Below are 22,164 nucleotides of genomic sequence, written 5' to 3' on the forward strand. Positions count from 1 at the left end.
GCTACAGGTCCTCGATCAGGTGCAAATGGAGTTGCGCCTCCTCGACGACGAGGACTGGCCCGGGATCCGAGCCGAGAAACTTCCCGGCTGGCTGGGACGAGCTCTCGACCGTGAGTACCGCGCCCAGCGCGCAATGAGCGACGGAGCCACCGCGGAAGAACTCGCCCGATTGGACGCGGATACCCGCCAACTCGAAGCAGATCTCCCCACCATCCTCGGGCAAGATCAATTGGCCCCCGGTTGGCGCGCCGCCGACAGCGACGACAAGCTACACGAACTTCGGCGACTGGCCACGCGCGCAAACGCGCCGCGAGAGATCGCAGATCTCGTCGATGCCGCCGCACGCTTCCTCGGCCTGGCCCGGCCGACACCGCCTGCCACGGATTCGCCAGGCCTGGCGGGAGCGCGCCCGAGCGTCCGTGAATTGCTCACGGCCGAAGGCGATATCGCCGCGGCCGAGGAAATTCTCGATGCTCTGGTTCGCACTGCGGAGGGTCCGGTCGCAGTCCGGGTACGGCCGGAGGGAACCGACAGCGTGCGGGTCGAGGTACTCGACCATAGCCGGATCTTGCCGGTGCGTGATGAGCCGGATGAGACGACCGGGGAGGTGACGACGACCGAGGCGGGTAAGGTCACCGCGCTGTTGGACAAGTCCGGCCGGTGGGGCTTCCAGATACACACCAACGGGTCGCGCACCCGATGGTTCACTGCCGGGCAGGCCCAGTCGGTACCGGCGTCGACCGAACCCGCGGTGCGGATGAGGTTCGAGCGCGGGCAGGTTCGGCAGGGCGTGGCGCGGGCTCGCAGGGATGTCGGCCGATTCCTGTCGTACAACACGCGGCTGCCCCAGACGACAATCGATGCCGCGGTGCTCGCCCTGTCGGAATTGCTGGGGAACTCCGCGCAGTACGCGAAACAAGGTGGGGCGGAGGTCACCGTCGAGGCGGACGACACCCGCGTGCGGATCGGCATCACCGACACCTCACTCGGCTTGCCGAAGTGGCGCATCGAGAGCGACGTCGATGCAGCCGACGAGGTCGCTCCCTCACCCACCATCGACCTCGACGACATCGACGCGTTCCTGGCCGATATCGACCTGGCGGCGCTGGACTCCGCCCGGACCGACCCCGACGAACTGGGGAGCCGTGCCGATGGCGAGCACGGGCGGGGCGCGCGGATCGTGCGAGACAAGGCTTTCGCCGTCGGGACCGATGTGACCCGGCACGGCAAGACCGTCTGGGTCGAATACCGAACTCCGCCCAGGAGCTACCCAGCATCCCCGGACGACGCGCTCGACCTCCCCCGCGGGAGCGCGAACCGCGCCGACGGGGCTGTGATGGTCCCGTCACCGTGGACGAAGCGAGGACAGTCCGCGGAAGGCCCTTTCGCTTTCAGCACACCGCCGGGGGACACACCGGGTGTCGGGTCGGTCGGCTCCAGACCGCATGAACTCCGAGACACATTGGCCCGCGTCGAGGAGAGCGGCATCGATCCGACGACCGCAGCGCAGGTCAAACAGGCCATCGTCCGCCGCTACGAGCAGCAGCACCGAAAAAACACCAAGAACGGTCGATCGCAGAATTCGAGAAGTAGTGAAGCCGTAGCACAGACCATCCAGTGGCTCGATGGCCTCATGCTTTTTCGGGCGCTCGAAGTTCTCGCATCCTCTGGCCGAGCGATGCCGGCGCCGTCGTATACCGGCCCCACAGCCGAGGACCTCGCTCGTGATCCCAGTCGATTGCCGACCACCTTGGCGACGATACTCTCCGACCTCGCGAACTCCAGTTCCGAGACCACGGTGGCCGAACAGGCAAACCTGGCCGTTCTCAACATATTCAGTGAATACCTGCAGTCGGCCACCGCGTCCATATACCGCGATCACCAGCTGAACAAGCACAACTCTGCGACAGACCTCGGCTTCCCGGAAAACGTCGCGGGCGTGCTGGCCCAGCTGTCAGCCGATTCTTTTGTACGGACACAGAAGGCCCGCGCCTTGGTCGCGGATACCGCTGCGAAGATTACGACCCAGTGGCTCGACAAGACCCGCAGAAGGGCCGAGCGGAGCGAAAGCGACCTGGCAGAGCTGCTGGCCGACATCTACCGGCGCAATCACATGCCCCTGTCGCAGGGGCGGCGACGCGAACTCCAGGACCGGTTGCGCGGCATACGAGCCGAATTCGAAGAACTTGCAGCCCGCCGAACGGCTGTATCAGCGCGGATTCCGCATGTGGCAGATGCGGACGCGGCACGGTGGCCGGCGGGTTTCCTGACCGGACTCGCCGAGGTCGAACAGCTGTCCACCGCGGTCGACGCTTGGCTCGCGAGTGGGGTCCCGATCACCCCCCGCATGCTGAAGGAGATCATGAGCAGCGACCTCGCGCAGCTCGGCGGGGCCAAAGGCGAGGTCGCGTTGGCCGAACAGCTCGACGGAATCCACGCGCTGGGCACTCCCGTCCATGCCGAAACGCTGGATGGCGGTCGTTTGGAGAGCGAAGTCGACGTCTCGACCGACGGAGGCCGAATCTGGCACGAGGCAAAGAATTACACCCTCGAGTGGCAGCGGCAGCGCCAGAGCAGGCTCGAGGCACAGGCACGCAAGCAACTCCGCATCGCATATTCGAATCGCGATTACTGGGTGGATGGCAGCCCACCACAGATCAAGTGGCACTTCACAATCGGCGTCGACTCCGCGGTCCAGGCCGCCCTGGAGGCCATCCGGATCGAAGACGAGAACGGGCGGACTCTCGACGATTACCGCATCGAGGTGATCGATGGTTCGACCACCCAAGTCCCCGCCGGACCGCAGTCCGATTCCGGAGCCACGATCGCGGCGGAGCCGAATGCCGAGCGACCGGACCCGGGCGCGATCGGTGCAAAGCCGGCGCCGATCACAAGCGCGGGCCGAAAGAACGACCCGGCAATGGTGTTCACAGCCGACCCGCCCCTCGGCGACGAGGCTCGCGCCTTCGGCGTGCCGGTAAGTTCCGATCACCGGAAGGTGCTGCTATGGATCTCCCAGGGGTGGACCGATCCGGAGATCACCGAGGCGTTGCCGGACACGGGCAAGGCGTCGACCTATATCCGGGACTTGGCGTCGGCGCTCGGAATTCCCACCAAGCGCTATCTGATCGCCGCCGAAGGCGCACGCCGCGGGCTCGTTTCCGTGCAAGCGCCACTGACCGATCTCCGGGAGGTACTGACCCCGCGCCAGATCGTCGTGCTCGCGTATCTGTCTCGTGGACTCAGCAGACGGGAGATCGCGGACAAGCTGTCGATCTCGATTCGTACCGTCGACGAACACGTCGAGCGTTCACTGCCCCGCATCGAATCACCCAGTCTGGTCACGGCCATGCCTCGGATCGTCGGCGCGCTCGACGCATTCGACGAGGAGGAACTGACCAGGCTCGCCGAAACCGCGTCCGGCCCGGCCGCCCCACCGGGCGGTGGCCGAACCACGGGAAACCGGTTGTCCGCCGAGGAAGCAACAGTGCTGCGACTGGTCGGCCGCGGGTTGACCTATTCCGAAATCGCGACCGAGACGGGCATGGTCGTACGCGAGGTACGGCGCGCATTGGCCCGCGCCCGCAAGAAGGTCGGGGATTCCTCGGAACGCCGGGCCGCGGCCCTACTGGAAGAGCAGCGAGCCCGGCGCGCCGCCGGTAACGGTGCGAGTCCCGCGAAAGCGCCGGGCCGCAAGGACGACTTCGGGAGTGACGCGCTGCGAGCGGCGCGCGACCGCGTAGGTTCACCCGTTCCCACATCCGATTCCGAGACAGCTCCCACCGCGGAATTTCTGCGCAGGTCCGCGGCGGGAGCACCGAGTGCTGCCGGACAGATCCCCGAGATCGAGGATGCCCTCGACCTGCCCCGCGGTACGACCGACCGCACCGGACTCGTCGCACACCTGAGCAAGGACCCCACCATCGTCTTCGCCGACGATCCGCGGGTCGGCGACGAGGGCCACGCCAACCCCGCACGCCGGAAGGGCGAGCAGCCGAATCCCGACTCCGCCACGGCCGAGCGGATGGCAGCCGCTGCCCAAGCGAACGGATCGCTGCTGCGCCTGGTCCGCAACAGTGCCGAGGCGCGAACCCTCTTCTCCGGTCAACTGGTAGCCGAGATAGGAACCTCGGCTTCCCAGAACGCCCTGACTTTGATGATGATGGGAATCGATCCGCAAACCGCGGCCATCGTCGCAGGGCTGTCGGATGTGCCGAGGTTCGTTCTGTCCCCCTTCATGGGCTACCTCGCCGACACCGTAGAACCCACCGAAATGATGCGGAGGGCCAAGTGGGCCATGTTCGGCGCCTCCGCCGTAGCCGCGGCCACATCCGGATTCCATACGCCGTACACGGTTCCGCTCCTGATCGGCGCGAATCTTGTGAACACCGCCGCCGACACGCTGTACTCGCCGAGCGCATCCCGGGTGAACCGCGCAATCATCGGAACCGACAAACGGTTGCAGGAGGGACTCAGCCAGTACAACTCCTTCGTGACAAACCTCTCCCGGACCATCGGCAACAGTCTCGCGGGGGCGTTGCAACCGTGGATGGTCTTCGGACTCGACTCGGTGGCCTCGGGCGTCAACGTGGCGGGGCTGCAGAGGGTTCGCACGATGCCGCCCACGCCCAAAAAGACTGAGCCGCAATCGCTTCGAGGTCGATTGCGCGAGGTGTTCGTACCCGGTTTCGAAGCGTTGCACCAGGACAAGATCCTGCGCAACTACACCTGGAATCTCGTCGTCACCAACGGATATCTGGGCGCCCAACATTTCTTTTTCATCCACTCGCTGACCGCGGCCGGACTTTCCGGCGCCCAGACCTCCGCCGCATTCATCCTGCCGTCGATCGGCGGCATTATCGGCAATTCCTTGCCCAAACGATGGTTGAGCAAGGTCGACATCCGCAAACTGCTGGCCGCGAAGTACATCGGTTTGACCGGCATGGCGGCCGGCGCCTTGATCACCGCGTTCACGAACGACCCCTACATCGGCGGCGCCGGTTACGCGGCGGGCTGGGTGGCCCTGGGAGCCACCAACGTGCACACCAACGCCTACTTCAGCCGAAACGTGCCCGAGGATCGGCTCGGCCGCGCGGTCTCCTTCCTCAACCTCAGCCGAATCGCCGCCTACTCCCTGGCCGGTCTCGTCGGCGGCACGCTCATCGCCAACCAAGGAGCGACACCCACCGCGATCGGAATGACGGCGGCCATGAGCACCATCACCGCCGGATCGCTGGTACTGGACAGGGCGAGGTTCCTGGCCGCATCACTGGGGGGCATGTACGAAACACCGGCTCCACCGATCCACCACCAAGTCCCGACCCAACTCGCCGCCGAACAAGACCCACGAGCACAACTCGGCCGAGCGCACTTCCGGGCCGTCGACGGCACATTGCTGGTGGATCCGGCAGGCCGGCCCGCCGTCCCGGACGGCACCTACACGGTGACCTTCCCCACCGGTGGGATGCCCGGACGCCAACTGGGACGACAAGCGCCCTCGACCGTCGAGACGGATGTCGACGCCGAAGTGCGGGCCGCGCTCGAATCCGCGCGAGCACCCGGGGAATCCACCACACCGGCGCGCTGCGGCCTGGCAGAGCTGACCTTCGCGCGACAGCGCTTCACCGGACGCACGCCGATCGAGCTACCCGACGAAGACACCGTCACCATCCTCGAATACCGCGGATTCCACCCGAAGGAACTCGCCCAGTACGCCCACGGCAAGTGGGAAAAGGTGACTCCGGACAGCGAATTCGTCTCGCGCATAGCGAATTCCGAGCAGCCGACCGATCTGGCCCTGCTGCTCGTGCAGAATCCGAACGCGGCCGAAGACCGTATAGACGGACACCTCATCAGCCTCACCACAGACGAGGACGGCGAACTCTGGCTACACGAAGTGGTGCCGGGGCCGGACGGTACGGCGGTCGAGCACAACCTGCACGGCGACGCCGCACATCAACGCCTGGCGGACCTGCGAAACCGGAACGGCGCGAGCTTCTTCGCCATCACCTACGGAACCGACGGCCGGCCCGAAAACCCGATCGACACCACGAGCTCGACCGGCACCGAATGGGCTCACGGCACCGCCCCCGCCACACGCATCGGCCGCGCCGACGACGAGCCGACCGAGGACCCTGCGGCATCGACGAAGGAACGCGCTCCCTCACCGTCCACCCGGCTGGGCCGGGCCGAGCCCAGCGGCTCCGAGGTGAACACCTCCGCCGATTCCGAGGTCGGTCAGCGGCAGCAACCTGCCGCCTCACCCTCGCTCGCGCGCATCGTGATCCCTGGACCGCGACACGCCACGACGTCCGCCGCCACGGCCGACACGCGCGGGGATGTCGAACTGACAGCCGCGGTGCGCAACGGCGACGTGCACGCCTTCGGCGCGCTGTTCGAACGACATATCGACGCCGTTCGGCGATACGCGCGAAGCCGCTTCCGGCATGCGGACGCGGAGGAACTGGTGTCGCACGCCTTCGAGGCAACGCTCGCCGCCCTGGTGAAGGGTTCCGGGCCGGACTCCGCGTTCCGGGCATATGTGCTGACAGCGCTGCGTAACCGCGCGGCCGCGATGAATGTCTCGTACACCGAGCGAGTCGCGTTGAGCGACGACATGACTCGTTACGACGGTCCGATCCACTCCGTCGATACGGCGCTCGAAAGCCTGGACCGAGACCTCCTCGGACAGGCGCTGGCCACACTGACCGAACGCGCACGGCTGATCCTGCACAACATCGAGTTGCCGGCGACAGAACTGGCGGGGCTCATCGGCGCGCCCTCCGCCAATGCCGCGACTGTGGCACGACACCGGGCAATGGAGGAACTGCGAGCGGCATACCTGCAGGCGCAGCTTCCACAGGTACCGAACGAAACATGCCGCGGCACTGTCGAGCAGCTCGGAGCGTGGGTACGGGGACCGCTGCGTAGCAAGCGCGCCGAAAACCGGGTGAACACCCATCTGCAGGACTGTGCTTCCTGTCGCGCCACGCTTCGACAATTGATCGACGTGAATGGCGGGCTGGCTGTACGCACCCGACTTCCGGCTCCGCGCGCCGCCGGCCGACCGGCCGACGAGACCACCCCACAGGGCAGAGCCGGCAGTGTTCGCCCGCAGCGACGTGGCTCCGCTGCGCGTGGCGAGGAAAGGTTCTACCGGCTCGGGGACCTGGACCATGATCGGGCTCCCGCCGTGCTCCCCGGACAGCTGGGCAATCCCTGGCTGGTATTCGCCGACGATCCGCGGGGAGGCGAGAATATCAGCGCCGTCCGTCCGCGAATCGGCGGCCGGCCGTCGCCCGACCAGCCCGCCGGCCGGTCCGAGTCGCAGTCGTGGCTGCCGCGGATCCATGCCGCGATCACCGAAGAAATCCGTGAGGCCGACGATCCGCTGCGCGCACAACTCGCCGCCATCCTCGCCCAGCTGGACAAGCTGATGCCAGGTGCAGCACCGGTCATGCCGGATCACCGCACCGAGTTGGAGACATTTGCCCGGGCGGTGGACCGCTGGCTGCAGGTCGCGCAGACCGATCTCGGCGACGATCTCCCCGCCGGGCAGGTCGCGCACAGTGCCACCGCACGACAACACCACCTCGCCGAAGCGACCGACAGATATCGGGCCGCCACCGAGGCCCTCGCCTTCCATGCGACGAAAGTGGATGCCGCACCGGCGAATGCGTCACCGTGGGGTCGGGACCCGGCATTGCTCGACGGCGTCGACATCGCCGAGCTCGCACAGACCATCGAGGGCCTCGCAGCGGAATCGGCTCGGCTGGAATCCGATTCGGCGCCGGCCGCCGAGGTCCAGCAGATACGGCACGCCTGGACCGCAGCCTACGAGCTGTGGAATCTCGCGCAGAACCCGCGATCGGTGCCCGCCACTCCCCGCGTCGAAGCACTGATCTCCTATGCCGGCGCGGCGCGGCACTGGCTGATGGCCGTGCTGGACCGGAACAACTCGGCGAACATTTCGGCGCAGGAACAGCGAGTTGCTCAGGCTGTCGACGAGTATCGCCAGGCCGATCGCCAGGTCCGCGAGCTATTGGGGGCCTTGGAGCGACAGCCGTGGCTCGGCCTGCCGCCTCCGGCGCCGCACAAGGAGGCGGACCTCGTGCACGCGGCCGGTGTCACCGACGTCGGTCGCCGGAAAACGAATCAGGACGACTTCGCCATCGCGACCGCGGTGATCAACGGTGAACGAGTGACACTTGCCGCAGTCTGTGACGGCACCTCCGGGGAGGCGACCCGCAGCGACCGTGCCGCTGCCGTCGGTTCGGCCGCGGCATGTGCGGTCCTGGAACAGGAGGCCGCTGCCGTCGCGGCGGGCCAGACCTGGGATCCGGCGACCGTGCTGGCGAAGGCGACCCAGGCGGCCCAGGACGCCGTGCTGGACCTGATCACGCGGGAGTTTCCCGGCTGCGATCTACCACCGGTGAGCACGATCGTGCTGTCACTGGTCACCGGGACCCAGGTCTTCACCGAACGCGCCGGCGACTCCCGGGCCTACTGGATTCCACTGGACGGCGGGCCCGCGATCCAGCTGACCACCGACGACTCGGCTCTGCAGAGTTATATGGACCGGATGGGCCTGAGTGCGGAAGAGGCCGCACGCATGCCGCACGCGTCGTCGCTCACCCGTGGCCTCGGCATGAAATACGAATGGCGCGAACCGAATCCGACCGCCCACCGAATGACCGGCCGCGGCGTGGTCGCGCTCGTTTCCGACGGTCCGATCAAGAAGATCGGCTCGCCGGATGCGATCGCGGACCAGGTCCGGGGGCAACTCACGCGGAACTCGGGGAATCTCCTCGCCGCCGCGGAAGGATTTGCCACCGCTGCCGTCGAGGCCGGTAGCCGCGACAACGTCACCGTGGTGCTGATCGCCGGACCGGACCACTCGGGACGAGGCGACGCGGCGCCGGGTGCCGTGGAAACATCACCGTGGAAAACACCCGCGCGCCCGGATGTACCGGCACCCGTGGACCCGCGCACCCTGCCGTGGACCGGAGGATTCCGGCAGGGTCGCGCACGCAGGACGCCCCCCGCTGAATCGACCGGCGAAATCGGCTCAGCGCCCCGATCCGAGGAGACGAACAACGACGTTCCCGGGCAGCCCATCACCGAACAGCACGTGCCGGCCACCCCACACCGAGCGGTGTGGTCGGACAGCAGTCTGCTGATCGGAACCGAGCATTACACCGAGCCTGAATACCCTCAGTCCAAAGCGCTCATTTCGATGCTTCACGAATGGGTTGAACGCACCGACGGCCAACCCCGCGTCATCCTGACCGAGGGTCGCATCGCGCCGTACGCCGGCACGATCAAAGAATCCCTGTCCACCCAACGCGGCGAAATGGCGGTGCTCGCCTTTCTCGCCCACGAACACGGCATCGACATCGAAACCGCCGAAGAAGACCAAACCGCAGCCGCTCGGGGAGTGATAGACCAGATCAGCGAAAGAATCCATCGGGACACCACACTTGCCGCGCTGTTCAATGACGGAACCGTCCAGGAAAGCCTCTTCCTCTACTACGTCCTGAGGCAGATGCCTCAGGGAATCCGCGCGCAGGAAGGCTTCCGCCCAGATATCGAGGAACACTTACACAACGCCATCGAACTCAATCGCCACCTCCTCCAGGGAATCGACGACCCCCACGCCGAATTCGCAAGGCTCATGGCGCGCGACTACAGCCAGCACGGATTCCCCCGCACCTTCCGCGAAGACGACCTCGCCTGGCTGCTCACAGAAACCGTGGATATGCTGACCGGCGCACCTGTGATCAGCAAAGTTCAGCACGTCGCCGCAGCCACGCACCAACGCCGCCAACTCCATGCCGCCCAAACATTTTCACGCCACATGGCAAACGGCAAGGCCGTCTGCATGCTGTACGGTAACGCCCACCTTGAATTCATCCTCCCCGAAATGCCCGCATTCGCGGGCCGACCCGTCCGAGAACTGGGCCCGCCTCCGGCTGCCGAATCAACAGACCTGCCCCCGGCACGAACGACTGAAAAAGATAGCGCGAGTCGGAAATACGCGCTCCCTCAGGCCGCGCCGACCTCGAGCATCGCCGAGGACGGTCGGCAAGAGGTCGGGCACCATGTCGAGCACGGCGGTGAATCATCGATGCTCGGCGCACGGCCACGAATGATGTCCGCTGCGGACTTCGCCGCACGACTGGCCCAGGCCGAACGCTCCGGGCCGCCTGCCCGAATAACTCCCGCGGAGTGGTTCACCCAGAACAGCGTTACGGAGCTGCTCGTTTATCCTGACGGCCTACGGGTGGTCGAAAAGACGCTGTTCTCACGGGAACAGCGCACCGCCGAGATCGTGGCTTCCGCGTTCGCCTACGCCATGGACGCACCGGTACCGCCGGTCATACCAGTGGATGGCGACGACCGGACCGTGCGGATGCCGTGGCTTCCGGGTGACGTGATCGGGTGCACCGCCGACGACCCCAGCGGGATCGGCGCCTTGGAGGCATTGCGAGGCCACCCCGACGCGGAGCAATTGGGTCTGCTCGACCTGGTGATCAGCAACTGGGACCGGATCGAGAACGTTCTGCGCGACGGTGACCACCTGGTCGGCCTCGATCATGCTTTTGCCTTCCGAAGCCCCATCGACCCGAGCTCGAGCCCGTTCTCTCAGAGCTTGGTGTCTGCCGTCGATTTCCATCGTGCGCCCGACCCGTATGAGTGGGTAGCCAACCGACGAAGCAAGCCCGAACTGGAAAGATATAAGCGCAACATCCAGGCGCTGCGATCATTCTGCGAGAAATACGACTGCCCCGACTGGCACCGAGGAGCCCTGGCTCTGCTGGACAAGGTGATCGCGCACGCCCAGGACACGCATGGCGGCCGGGACACACCCGCCGCCGAGGCCGAACGACGCGACTCGACCCCGCCCGAACCTCGAATCGGGAGCCGGCCGTCGTCCGCGACCGCATACGCACCCCAACCCGACCGGCTCGCCACGGAACTACTCGGTTTCGGCCCGAGCTTCGACTATGTCGATGATCTGCTGCGCATCGCGGCGGGCGAGCAGCACGGCCCGGCGTGGATCGACAGCCCCGACTACTGGGATTGGCAGTTGAACTGGCTGGCCGAACGCGGGCCCCGGCTGAGTGTGCTCGCGGCATTCTCCGCTGCCGCGCTGGAGGCGGAAGCGGCTCTCGGCCTTCCCAATACGAGCGGCCGCAGGTTGCTCCTCGAACAGTCCCGGCCCCGCACGCCAGGCGAGATGCTGCCCATCTACAAATACGGGACGATGTGGGGAGGTGAACCGGAGCAACCCAGCGGACCCGACACCGCGGCACATGCCAGCGCCATCGGCCGCGCGCAGCGGGACCTGTCGCTGGACGAGCTTCCGCAGTATCCCTACCTTACGATGATCGCGGCACGACCGATCCTGCAAGTCGATCGTGACATGACCCGAAAACACTTGCGGCCGGGAGAGTTCCGGCATTTCGATGCGATTCCCCGCGACGGTGTCTACGGATTGAACTATCCGGGTTGCCGAGCCCTGGACCGGCAGACACCGGCGTACTTCCGAGCGCGATACGCGGGCGACAGTCTGCTTCCGATGATCGCCTGCCGCCCGGTCTACGACCGCTTCCTGAACCACTGGATCGAGCCGTATCAGCTGCGTCACGCCATGCGGTTGCGCGACGGATTCCATGGCACGACATCGGCGGAGGGGCGAATTGCCCAGTGGTTCACATCCATCGTCGCGGATGTGCTGGCCGCCCCACCCGATGCCGCTCCCGAGATCCTCGACGACGCCCTGCGCACACAACTGCGCCGAACCCGTCCGTCCACACCCGCGAACGAAAGGCTGCGGCTCTTCGCGGAGACAACGCACGAGTTGCTGGGTGGTGACTACGACTTCGGCCACTACCTGCGGCGCCGCGATCATCCGGAAACCGAGGGATACATCCGGACCGTGCGCGAAACCGTCCTGCGTCGCCATCCGGCCGCGGCGGTCGCCCGCGTCCCGTTCCTCGCCAACATCATCGATGCGACCGGTACCGGCGCGGCGCGCAGCGCCCCGGAAGGCCCCAAGCCCGCCGCGCCGACCGGAGAGCGCCGTGGCCCGGTGACCCTCTTCGCCCCCGAGTTCGATCCGACGATCCTCGATCGTCCGGTCCGCGGCGTGGACCGCCGGCCGGTCGAACATGTTCCCGCAGAACCGATGTGGGCGATGGGTTTCCATCATCGGCCGGACGGGCGATCGTACGAGGCGCCGGATACACCGCACGACGCGAATGCGCGGGCCGGTGCGGGAGAGAGCACGAACCCACTGCTCACCGCCGCAGACCAGCCGTTCGGCCTGCCGCCGCTCGATCGGATCACCGTGGCGCACATCTGGGAGGCAGTCGAACAAGCGAAGAGGGACGATCAACGGGCGATGGCGGCGATCGTCGCGAATCCGGAGGCGGCAACGTTCGAGAACACCGTGCGACCCTACGCTGAATTGGGTCACACCTATGCTCTGGTCAATACGATCTCGAAAGTCGTCGCCACCGCCGATTCCGAGATGGACGCGATTTTGCCGGAACTGGCGAAATGGGCGAACCGGCACCTGCGCGAGCTCCGATCGAACGAGAAATTCCGTGACAGAATTCGAGATCTGCACGACCGTCTCCGACGCAACGAACTCGAGTTGACGCCTGGGCAGGCGGAGCATGTGGAACGGATCCATCGTGATTCGACCCCGGAGCGGCGAGTTCTGTCCGACGCGGACCGGGACCGGCTGGTCGCGATCGAGGACGAGTTGATCGAGTTGTACGACACCTACGTCCGCAACCAGCGCGAGGCAACCGAACAGGCCGCGCTGCACTTCGATGATGTGGCGGCACTCGACGGATTGTCGGAAAGTGAAATTGCCAGAGCTCGAGCCGTTGCCGAGGCACGGGGACGGTCCGGCTACCTGTTGAAGCTCGCCGGCAACCGCAGCGGCAGCCGGCAACTCGTCATCGACAGGCTGACCGACCCCGATACCCGACGTCGCCTACACCAGGCGACGACGACGCTGTGCGTCGGCGGCGAATTCGACAACACCAGGATCGCCGACCGGATCTTCGCCCTGCGGGCCGAAAAGGCCCAACTGCTGGGTTATCCCAATTTCGCCGAATACGCCAGTGTCAACGAGCCAATCAGTCCGGCACGATCACTGGAATTGATATTGAATGTCGCGCCCCTGGCCGCTGCGACGGCCGCACAGGAGTACCGCGACGCGGCAGCGAAGACGGGTCGAAAACAACTCGAACCGTCCGACTACTACAACGCGCGATCGCGATCCGCAGCGGCGTCGGTCCCGTCGGCCGCCACGGCCGCCGGCGACGTGCGCGATCACTTGTATTTGGGCATGACTTCCGAAGACAACCACGGGATCGTTCACGATGGCTTGTTCTTCACTGCGAAGAAACTGTTCGACCTCGATTTTCGTCCTCGTCCGGACATCCGCACCCACCATCCCGACATCCAGGCATTCGAGGCGGTCGATGCCCAGGGCAAGACACTCGGCCTGCTCATGCTGGATCTTTTCGCCCGGCCCGGAAAACGCGGCGGCGCCTGGACCGAGCAATTGATCGCGAAATACGAACCCACCGGACAGGTCCCGGTAATAGTTCTTTCGATGAACCATGCCAAACCGGCCGCGGGCAAGCCCGATTCTGTCGAGTGGGATCAGGTCCGCCTCTTGTTCCACGAGTTCGGGCATGTGATCAACATCGTGTTCGGTGACAGCGTGCTCGAGCGCACCGGTACCCGCATTCCACGCCACTTCGGCGAGGGGCCCGGAAAAGTCATGGAAATGTTCCGCGACCACCCACTCGTGTTTGCCAACTACGCCAAACACCACCGAACGCGCCGGCCCATGCCGGCACATCTGATCGAAACGCTGCGCGTCGCAACCACATCCCGAGGCGACAAGACCGTTGCGGACCTGACGCTGTCCCTGCTGGATCTGGCGGTGCACATGCAGCCGGCCGGAGCCCCGATCGCCAGCACGACCGGAGCAGCCCTCGAACAGGTGGGGGCATCGGAACTCGACCTGCCATGGTTCGAGAACATCTGGCGCAAACAATTTTTCGGCCATATTTGTGCGCCGCCGACCAAGGAATACAACTACGAAGGAACCTACGGCTCCTACGTGACCACCGAAATGTTCGCCGCCGCCGCGCGTGAGGCGTACAAGCGTGAGTTCGGAGACGGCGCGGAGGCACTGGGTCCCGAGGCAGGGCGCTGGCTGATCGACAACATCTACCGGCACCACGAATCCAATCTCCGGCCCGTCGTCGAGGCTTGGCTCGCCTCCGACCCCCACGGCCTTGCCTTCGCCAGAAGCCGAGGCCTGCACGAACCGAGTGCCCCCGCGCCAGGACACACCCCAGCCATTTCCGCCTCGCGAGCGACGCCGTGGAGTTCCGGCAAGGCGGCCCCACAGAATCACAAGAACCGCGCCGACCTCACCGACCCGGACCTCCACGCATAGATACCCCTCGCCGGTTCGCTCTCCTGAAACCGGCCACCGCAGACTGCCGTGCCCGGGCCGGTACCGCCCCCGCGCCGTACCATGGCCTCATGACCGAACAGGACATCCTTGCTCATATCCAGGACCTGGTGAAGCAGGAGCATCAGCTGCGGTCCAAGGCCACCAGCGGGGAACTCGATCCCGAGACCGAACGGGCCAAGCTGGCCGATCTCGAGGTGATGCTCGATCAGTGCTGGGATCTGCTGCGGCAGCGGCGGGCCCGCATCGAGCAGGGCGGCAACCCCGACGAAGCCCAGGCCAACCCCGTGAAGCAGGTCGAAGGGTACCTGCAGTAACGGTTACCATCGGGTAATGGTTGACATCACGACCGCCGACGGCGTTGTCCGCGGTCTCCGGCGGCGCCGCATCGCGCAGTGGCGTTCGATTCCCTTCGCCGCACCGCCCGTCGGCGATCTTCGCTTCCGCGCGCCGCAGCCCGTCGAGAGCTGGTCCGGGGTGCGCATGGCCACCGAATACGGATTCGCCGCGATGCAGCAGCGCGACGGCGCCCGCATCGGCCCGCGCGGCCCGCAGCCGACGAGCGAGGACTGCCTGACCCTGAACGTCACCGCGCCTCTGGAACCGGCCACCGCGCCCCGGCCGGTCATGGTGTTCATCCACGGTGGCGGTTATGTGCTGGGCACCTCGGCGCTGCGGCTGTACTCCGGCGCCCGCCTGGCATTGCGCGGCGATGTGATCGTCGTGTCGTTCAACTATCGGCTGGGCGCCTTCGGCTACGTCGACTTCAGTGAATTCTCCACGGCGACAAGGCCGTTCGAATCCAATCTGGGGCTGCGCGACCAGGTGGCGGCCCTGCGGTGGGTGCAACGCAATATCGCGGCCTTCGGCGGTGATCCGAACAATGTGACCATCTTCGGCGAATCGGCCGGCGCGCACGCGGTGGTCAGCCTCCTCGCCACCCCGGCGGCGGCCGGGCTGTTTCATCGGGGCATCGCGCAGAGCGCGCCGGCGGACTGGTCGCTGACCGCCGAGGAGGCGCGGATCTTCGCCCGGCGCTGCGTCGAAAATCTGGGCGTCGACAATCCGGGCGCCACGTCGCGAGCGGCGGCCGAGGCGCTGAGCAGCGCCGGCGCGAACGACATCCGCAAGGCCGCCGACCGCGCGATCGGCGATGTGCTGTGGCGGCAGCCGGGCAGCTTCCCCGCCGCCCCGGTCGTCGACGGCGAGTTCCTGCCGATGGATCCGATCGATGCCATCGCCGCCGGGCGCGCCCACGCCGTCCCGCTGATCATCGGCACCAACCGCGACGAGGCGACCCTGTTCAAACGCTGGGACCGCAGCCTGCCCACCACCCCCGGACAACTGCACGTGGCGCTGTCGCGATGCGGCGACGCCGACCTCGAAAAGCGGGTCGTGGCAGCCTATCCCGGCTATCCGTCACGGCGGGCCGCCGTGCGCATGGGCGGTGACTTCGTCTTCTGGCGTCCCACCGTGGAGGTGCTCGAGGGCCACAGCCGTCACGCCCCGACCTACGCCTATCGGCTCGACTACGCTCCGCGCGCGGTCCAGCTGGCCGGCTTCGGCGCCACCCACGCCCTCGATCTGATTCCGGTGTTCGGCGGGGTGGACAGCCCCATCGGACGCGGCCTCACCGCGGCGGGCGGCTATCGGGACTTCCTCGCGGTGCAGCGCGAATTCCAGGACAACTGGCTCTCGTTCGCCCGCAAGGGAGAGCCGCTGCCGTCCTGGCCGCAGTACACCGAACAGCGCCGCAGCACCCGCATCATCGACAGCCCGGCGCGGGTGGAGGTCGATCCGGATCGCACGAAACGGCTCGCGTGGCACGGAGTCCGGGTTCCGGCCCTGGTCTGAACTACTTGAGCAGCCGGGACATACGCCGATCGGCGAGGATCTTGCCGCCGGTCTGGCAGGTCGGGCAGTACTGGAACGATTTGTCGGCGTAGGCGACCTCGCGCACGGTGTCACCGCAGACCGGGCACGGCAGTCCGGTCCGCGCGTGCACCTGCATGCCCGACCGCTTCTCCCCCTTGAGCCGCGCCGCGTCCTGACCGACGGAGCGGGTGATCGCGTCGGTGAGGATGCCGCGCATCGCCCGGTACAGCTCGGCGACCTTGTCCGCGCCGAGGGTGGACGCGGTGGCGAAGGGCGAGAGCCGGGCGGCGTGCAGGATCTCGTCGGAGTAGGCGTTGCCGATGCCGGCCAGCACGGTCTGATCGGCCAATACGGTTTTCAGTCGCTGCGAGGTGCCGGCGAGGAGTTCGGCGAAGTGGTCCTCGGAGATCTCGAGCGCGTCGGGGCCCAGGCGGGCGATTCCGGGCACCGACTGCGGGTCCTCGGTGATCCAGACCGCGAGCCGCTTCTTCGTTCCGGCCTCGGTGAGATCGAAGGCGGGCGTCGCGCCCTCGGGGGTGAAGAAGTGGACCCGCAGCGCCAGTGGGCCTTTCCCCGGTTTCGGCGGCGCGGCACCGGGTTCGTCGATCCAGCGCAGCCAGCCGCCACGGGACAGATGCGTGATCAGCCACAGCCCGTCGCAGTCGAGACCCAGATGCTTACCCCAATGCCCGGCGCCCGTGACGTCACGCCCGGACAGCGCGGTCACCGGCGGATCGAACGTCTTGAGCACACTCAGCGCCGCGACGTCGACCCGCCCGACAACCGCGCCGACGGCATGCTCGACCAGAAACTGTTCGAGCGCCATGATCTCCGGCAACTCGGGCATTCCCGCAGCCTACCGGCGCCCACCGACAACCGGCCGCATTCACGCGGCGGCCGCCGGCCCGGCCGCCGCGAACGGCCGCGTTCCCACCGGGAGAACACGGCCGTCGGCATCACGGAACGCGCGAATCACAACGGAACGCGATTCGGATCACATCTGAGCGGGAGCGGCCTGCGGCGGTGTGGCCACACCGGGGGCGACCGCACCCTCGATCGCGCCCACTCCGGCGCCGATCGCGGCACCCGCGGCGGCGGCCGGCGCCGCGATCACCGCGTAACCGATGGCGGCGCCGACGACCGGCATGACGACCAGGCCCGCGGGCAGGAACGGGATTCCGGCGATGAAACCGGCGACCGCGCCGACGACCGCGCTGGTGCTCGCGATCGGGCTGCTGACGATATTGCCCACGCTGGACCCGATCACCGCGCCGCCGAGGGTGTCCGCGGCGATGCGGTCGGAGCGCGACGGCTCGAATCCGGCCGAGTCCAGCGTCTGCGCCAGCCCCGCCTCGGTCTGCGCGGCCGAATCGTTGATCTGCGCGGTCAGCTGCGGATCGATGAAATCGGGCCGGGGCGTGACGACCGAACCGATCCGGATGGTGCCCTCGGGGGCCTTGATCGGCGCCACCGGCGGCGCCGGATGGGCGAGGTCGGGCAGATGCAGTGCGCCCGGATTCACCATGGCCGGCGCGGTGAGATCGGGGACCGCCCGAGTGCTGTTGGCGGCGTTGCGGTTCGCCGACACGGCGCCCGGGGCGGGCGCGGCGGCGGGCGCTTCGGCGGAGGCATTCGGTTCGGCGTCGGCGACCGGCGCGGCGAAGGGCGGTACGGCCGGATCGGTCGCGGCACTCGGCTGGAACTGCCACGGGTTGGCCTGCGCGACCACGCGTGCCACGGCATCCGCCGCGCCGGCGGCGACGGTCCCGGCGTCCGGCAGCATCCCGGCGGCCGGCGCCACACCCGAATCGGCGGTCGGCGCGGCCGCCCCCGCGACACCCGTCTGCCACAGCGCCACGGTCAGTGGCAACGCGCCGATGACGAGTGAGGAACCAACGCGCCGGCACCACTGCCCCGATGCCGCCGAATGCTGCCCTGCCATGAAAACCTCCAGTCGGATTTCGATCGAATGACAGTGATTCGAACCGGCCGGTGGTCTGGATCACATTCGTATCGATTTATTCCACAGCAATTTTGGGGCTATTTCGGACATATCCGCGGCACGAACGTCCGCTAATCGGCTCTGCGCAAGAGATATATGTCCATCACCCATCCTTTGGCTTCCCGAAGTTCGTTGCGGCGCCGGACGATTCGATCCTCGACCGCGCGCAGCGGACCCTCGATCAACGTCTCGTCCGGCATCCCCAGGTAGGCGCCCCACCAGATGTGCAGATCGTCGCCGGGCACCTGCGTGAACGAGCATTCGCCGTCGAGCATCACCAGCGTCGACCCGTCGGCCGCCACGCCCTCGGTGCGCAGGCGGCGACCGGTGGTGATGTGCACCGGTTCGCCGATCTCGTGCAACACGATGCGATGAGCCGCCGCCAGGGCCTGGGCGCTGGTGACGCCCGGGATCACCGCGTACTCGAATCGCGTTCCCGCGTCCAGCACTCGCTGCACCATCCGCAGGGTGCTGTCGTAGAGCGAGGGATCACCCCAGACCAGGATGCCGCCGACCCCCTCGGTGGCATCGAATGCCTCGGCCAGCAGTCCGGCGCGGCGGCGATGCCAGTCCTCGACCACCTCGCGGTAATCGGCGGCGCCCTCGACCGTGCGTTCACGCGGCGGATCGGCGATGGACACCACACGATGCTCCGGAGCGGCATGTCCGGCGAGGATCGCGGCGCGGACCTCGGTCAATTCCCGCTTGGTCTCGCCCTTGCCGATGACGAAGAACGTGTCGACCTGCCGAATCGCCTCGACCGCCTGCACGGTCACCTGCCGGGGATCACCGGCGCCGATTCCGATCACATAGAGCATGCGCACGGTGCCCCAGGCTAGCCAGCGGACCACCACGCGATGAGGGCGGTGGTCGCCCGAAGGCTAGGCTTGCGGATATGGACGGCGCGCCCGGAAACGACACTCAGTACGAGGATCTGCTGCGGCTGGTACTCGAGCGCGGTACGCCGAAATCCGACCGCACCGGGACGGGTACGCGTTCGATCTTCGGACACCAGCTGCGCTACGACCTCTCCGCCGGATTCCCGCTGATCACCACGAAAAAGGTGCATCTGAAGTCGATCGTCTACGAATTGCTGTGGTTCCTGCGCGGCGATTCCAATGTCCGCTGGCTCCACGACCACGGCGTCACGATCTGGGACGAATGGGCCGACGCGCACGGTGAACTGGGCCCGGTCTACGGGGTCCAGTGGCGCAGCTGGCCTACGCCGGACGGCACCCATATCGACCAGATAGCGCAGGTTTTGCAAACCCTGCGCACCGACCCGGACTCCCGCCGGATCATCGTCTCGGCCTGGAATGTGGCGGATCTGCACAAGATGGCGCTGGCCCCCTGCCACGCGTTCTTCCAATTCCACGTGGCGGACGGAAAACTGTCCTGTCAGCTCTATCAGCGCAGCGCCGACCTGTTCCTCGGAGTGCCGTTCAACATCGCGAGCTACGCCCTGCTCACCCATATGGTCGCGCAGCAGACGGAATTGGAGCCCGGCGATTTCATCTGGACGGGCGGCGACTGCCACATCTACGACAATCATCTGGCCCAGGTCCGCGAACAGCTGAGCCGCGAACCGTATCCGTTCCCCCGGTTGCATCTGCGGCCCGCGCCGAGCCTGTTCGACTACACCTTCGAGGATGTGGAGGTGCTCGACTACCGCCATCATCCGGCGATCAAGGCGCCGGTGGCGGTATGAGCCGCATCGGGTTGATCTGGGCGCAGACCCCGGCCGGGGTGATCGGCGCCGACAACGCCATCCCGTGGCGAGTGCCCGAGGATATCGCGCATTTCAAAACGGTCACCGGCGATCATCCGGTGCTGATGGGCCGGCGCACCTGGGATTCGCTGCCCGCGCGCTTCCGGCCGCTGCCCGGACGGCGCAATATCGTCATCACGCGGCAATCGCAGTGGTCCGCGCCGGGCGCCGAACGCGCCGACTCGGTGGCCGGCGCCATCGCACTGGCCGCCGCGGAGACCGTGTGGATCATCGGTGGCGGCGAAATCTACCGGCAGGCAATGGATTACGCGACCGACCTGATGGTCACCGAAGTCGACACCGATATCCCCGGGGACGCCTACGCACCCGCGATCGAGGGCGAGTGGCAGGTGGAGGACGCGCCCTGGTCGCAGTCGCGCTCGGGTCTGCGTTACCGGATCCGGCGCTTCGCCCGCGACACCGCCCCGGCGACCGTCGGCTGAACGGGCCCGGCAGGTCTCGAACCCGAATCGCATCGGCGAAACGCCCGACCGGGCGAGGTGGGTCCGGCATACTCAGCGATATCCAGCCTGTGACCACAGCCCCGATTCCGGCTGAACCGCGAGAGGCAGATCATGGACAAGAAATCGCTGACGGCGGCGGCTCGCCAGCAGCTGAAGCTGGCCGCGTCCGCCACGAGTGGGCGCAGTTCGCAAACCCTCTACGGCGGCCACACCCACAGCCTGCGCCAGACCCTGATCGCGCTGACCGCCGGCCAGAGCCTGGCCGAGCACGAAACTCACGGTGAAGCCACCCTGCAGGTTCTGACCGGAACCCTGATTCTGATCTGCGGCACCAACGAGTGGAAGGGATCGCCCGGCGATCTGCTGGTCATTCCGTCGGCCCGGCACAGTGTGAAAGCGATCGACGACGCGGTATTCCTGCTGACCGTCGCGAAGTGAGGCGGGTCTCGCCGGGCCGGGCCGTGCGCACGCGCTGTCGGGCGGGCACCGTACCCTGTTGATCATGGGTGAGCCGCAGCCGATCCTCGATCCGCTCTCGCGCGCCGCGATCTTCCTCGTCGCGACCATCGATGAGGGCGGTGAGCCGGTGGTGCGCGATCTTCTCGCCGAGTTGGCGGGACTGCGGCGCTCGATCGGATTCCGGGTGCCGCAGACGCAGCTGTCCTGCGTGACGAGTATCGGTTCCGCCGCCTGGGATCGGCTGTTCGCCGGTCCGAAACCCGCTGAACTGCACGAATTTCCGGGCTACGCCGGGCCGAAGCATCAGGCCCCGGCCACGCCGGGCGATCTGCTGTTTCACATCAAGGGCGAATTGCCGGACGCCTGTTTCGAATTGGCGATGCTGATCGGTTCCCGATTGAAGGGTGCGGCCACGATCATCGACGAGACGGTCGGATTCCGCTATTTCGAACAGCGCGATCTGCTCGGCTTCGTCGACGGCACCGAGAATCCCGAGGGTCCCGCCGCGGTCGCCGCGGCGCTGATCGGTGACGAGGATCCCGACTTCGCCGGCGGAAGTTATGTCGTCGTGCAGAAGTATCTGCACGATCTGGAGGCGTGGAGTTCGCTGACCGTCGAGGAGCAGCAGCTCGTCATCGGCCGTACCAAACTCGAGGATCTGGAACTGTCCGACGAGGACAAGCCGGCGGATTCCCATGTGGCGGTCAACACCCTGATCGATCCGGACGGGACCGAACGCCAGATCCTGCGCGCCAACATGCCCTTCGGCAGTGTCCGCGAGGGCGAATTCGGCACGTACTACATCGCTTACGCGGCCACCCCGGATGTCACCGAGCGGATGCTGGTGCGCATGTTCCTCGGCACCGACGAAGCGCCGTACGACCGGATTCTCGATTTCTCCACCGCGATCACCGGCACGCTGTTCTTCACCCCGGCCAACGATTTCTTCGACGACCTTCCCGACGCCCCCGAGCAGGAGGCGGATGCGGAACAGGACCTGGAACTCGGGGCAGCCGGTATCGCCGAGCTGTCCGCGGCCGCGCCTTCCGGCGACGGCTCTCTCGGTATCGGCACGTTGAAAAGG

The 22,164-nt window shown here is 66.9% G+C and carries 10 protein-coding genes (1 of these 10 cut by a window edge); 7 read left to right on the forward strand and 3 right to left on the reverse strand.

Features of this window, described 5'->3' with window-relative positions:
* From RJ03_RS22280 to RJ03_RS22290, 3 genes are all read left to right on the forward strand, one after another.
* A protein-coding gene (locus RJ03_RS22280; protein ID WP_157163478.1) for an MFS transporter crosses the window boundary here: on the forward strand, window positions 1–14,494 show its end. Its footprint begins 23,039 nt before the window's first position; the window shows 14,494 of its 37,533 coding nt (coding positions 23,040–37,533); its start codon lies off the left edge, out of view; it ends in the stop codon at window positions 14,492–14,494.
* Window positions 14,495–14,583: 89 nt separating this feature from the next.
* Window positions 14,584–14,829: a DUF2630 family protein gene (locus tag RJ03_RS22285; RefSeq protein ID WP_036505506.1), complete on the forward strand. Its 246-nt coding sequence runs from the start codon at window positions 14,584–14,586 to the stop codon at window positions 14,827–14,829.
* Window positions 14,830–14,845: 16 nt separating this feature from the next.
* Window positions 14,846–16,366, forward strand: a complete 1,521-nt coding sequence (locus tag RJ03_RS22290; protein WP_036505507.1) for a carboxylesterase/lipase family protein — start codon at window positions 14,846–14,848, stop codon at window positions 16,364–16,366.
* A 1-nt stretch (window position 16,367) separates the two neighbouring features.
* Here the strand turns inward: RJ03_RS22290 and RJ03_RS22295 are convergent, their stop codons facing one another.
* From RJ03_RS22295 to cobF, 3 genes are all read right to left on the reverse strand, one after another.
* Window positions 16,368–17,234 carry an Fpg/Nei family DNA glycosylase gene (locus RJ03_RS22295; RefSeq protein WP_036505509.1) on the reverse strand — a complete coding sequence of 289 codons (867 nt, stop codon included), beginning with the start codon at window positions 17,232–17,234 and terminating at the stop codon, window positions 16,368–16,370.
* Between the two features lie 147 nt (window positions 17,235–17,381).
* Window positions 17,382–18,329, reverse strand: coding sequence for a hypothetical protein (locus tag RJ03_RS36205; protein WP_051025080.1), 948 nt, complete (start codon window positions 18,327–18,329; stop codon window positions 17,382–17,384).
* 131 nt (window positions 18,330–18,460) lie between these two features.
* Window positions 18,461–19,213 carry a precorrin-6A synthase (deacetylating) gene (gene cobF / locus RJ03_RS22305; RefSeq protein ID WP_036505544.1) on the reverse strand — a complete coding sequence of 251 codons (753 nt, stop codon included), beginning with the start codon at window positions 19,211–19,213 and terminating at the stop codon, window positions 18,461–18,463.
* Between the two features lie 71 nt (window positions 19,214–19,284).
* On the opposite strand from cobF, the gene RJ03_RS22310 reads away from it, so the two are divergent.
* From RJ03_RS22310 to RJ03_RS22325, 4 genes are all read left to right on the forward strand, one after another.
* Window positions 19,285–20,097, forward strand: coding sequence for a thymidylate synthase (locus tag RJ03_RS22310; protein WP_036505510.1), 813 nt, complete (start codon window positions 19,285–19,287; stop codon window positions 20,095–20,097).
* Window positions 20,094–20,600 carry a dihydrofolate reductase gene (locus RJ03_RS22315; protein WP_036505512.1) on the forward strand — a complete coding sequence of 169 codons (507 nt, stop codon included), beginning with the start codon at window positions 20,094–20,096 and terminating at the stop codon, window positions 20,598–20,600. The genes RJ03_RS22310 and RJ03_RS22315 overlap by 4 nt, the downstream gene beginning before the upstream one ends.
* 132 nt (window positions 20,601–20,732) lie before the next feature.
* Complete coding sequence (locus RJ03_RS22320) at window positions 20,733–21,059, forward strand: cupin domain-containing protein (RefSeq protein ID WP_030517171.1); 327 nt, start codon at window positions 20,733–20,735, stop codon at window positions 21,057–21,059.
* Between the two features lie 64 nt (window positions 21,060–21,123).
* Window positions 21,124–22,164, forward strand: a 1,041-nt coding sequence (locus tag RJ03_RS22325) for a Dyp-type peroxidase (protein ID WP_036505515.1), incomplete at its 3' end; no start/stop codon positions are given.

The organism is Nocardia aobensis NBRC 100429, from assembly GCF_000308375.1.
GTDB lineage: Bacteria > Actinomycetota > Actinomycetes > Mycobacteriales > Mycobacteriaceae > Nocardia > Nocardia aobensis.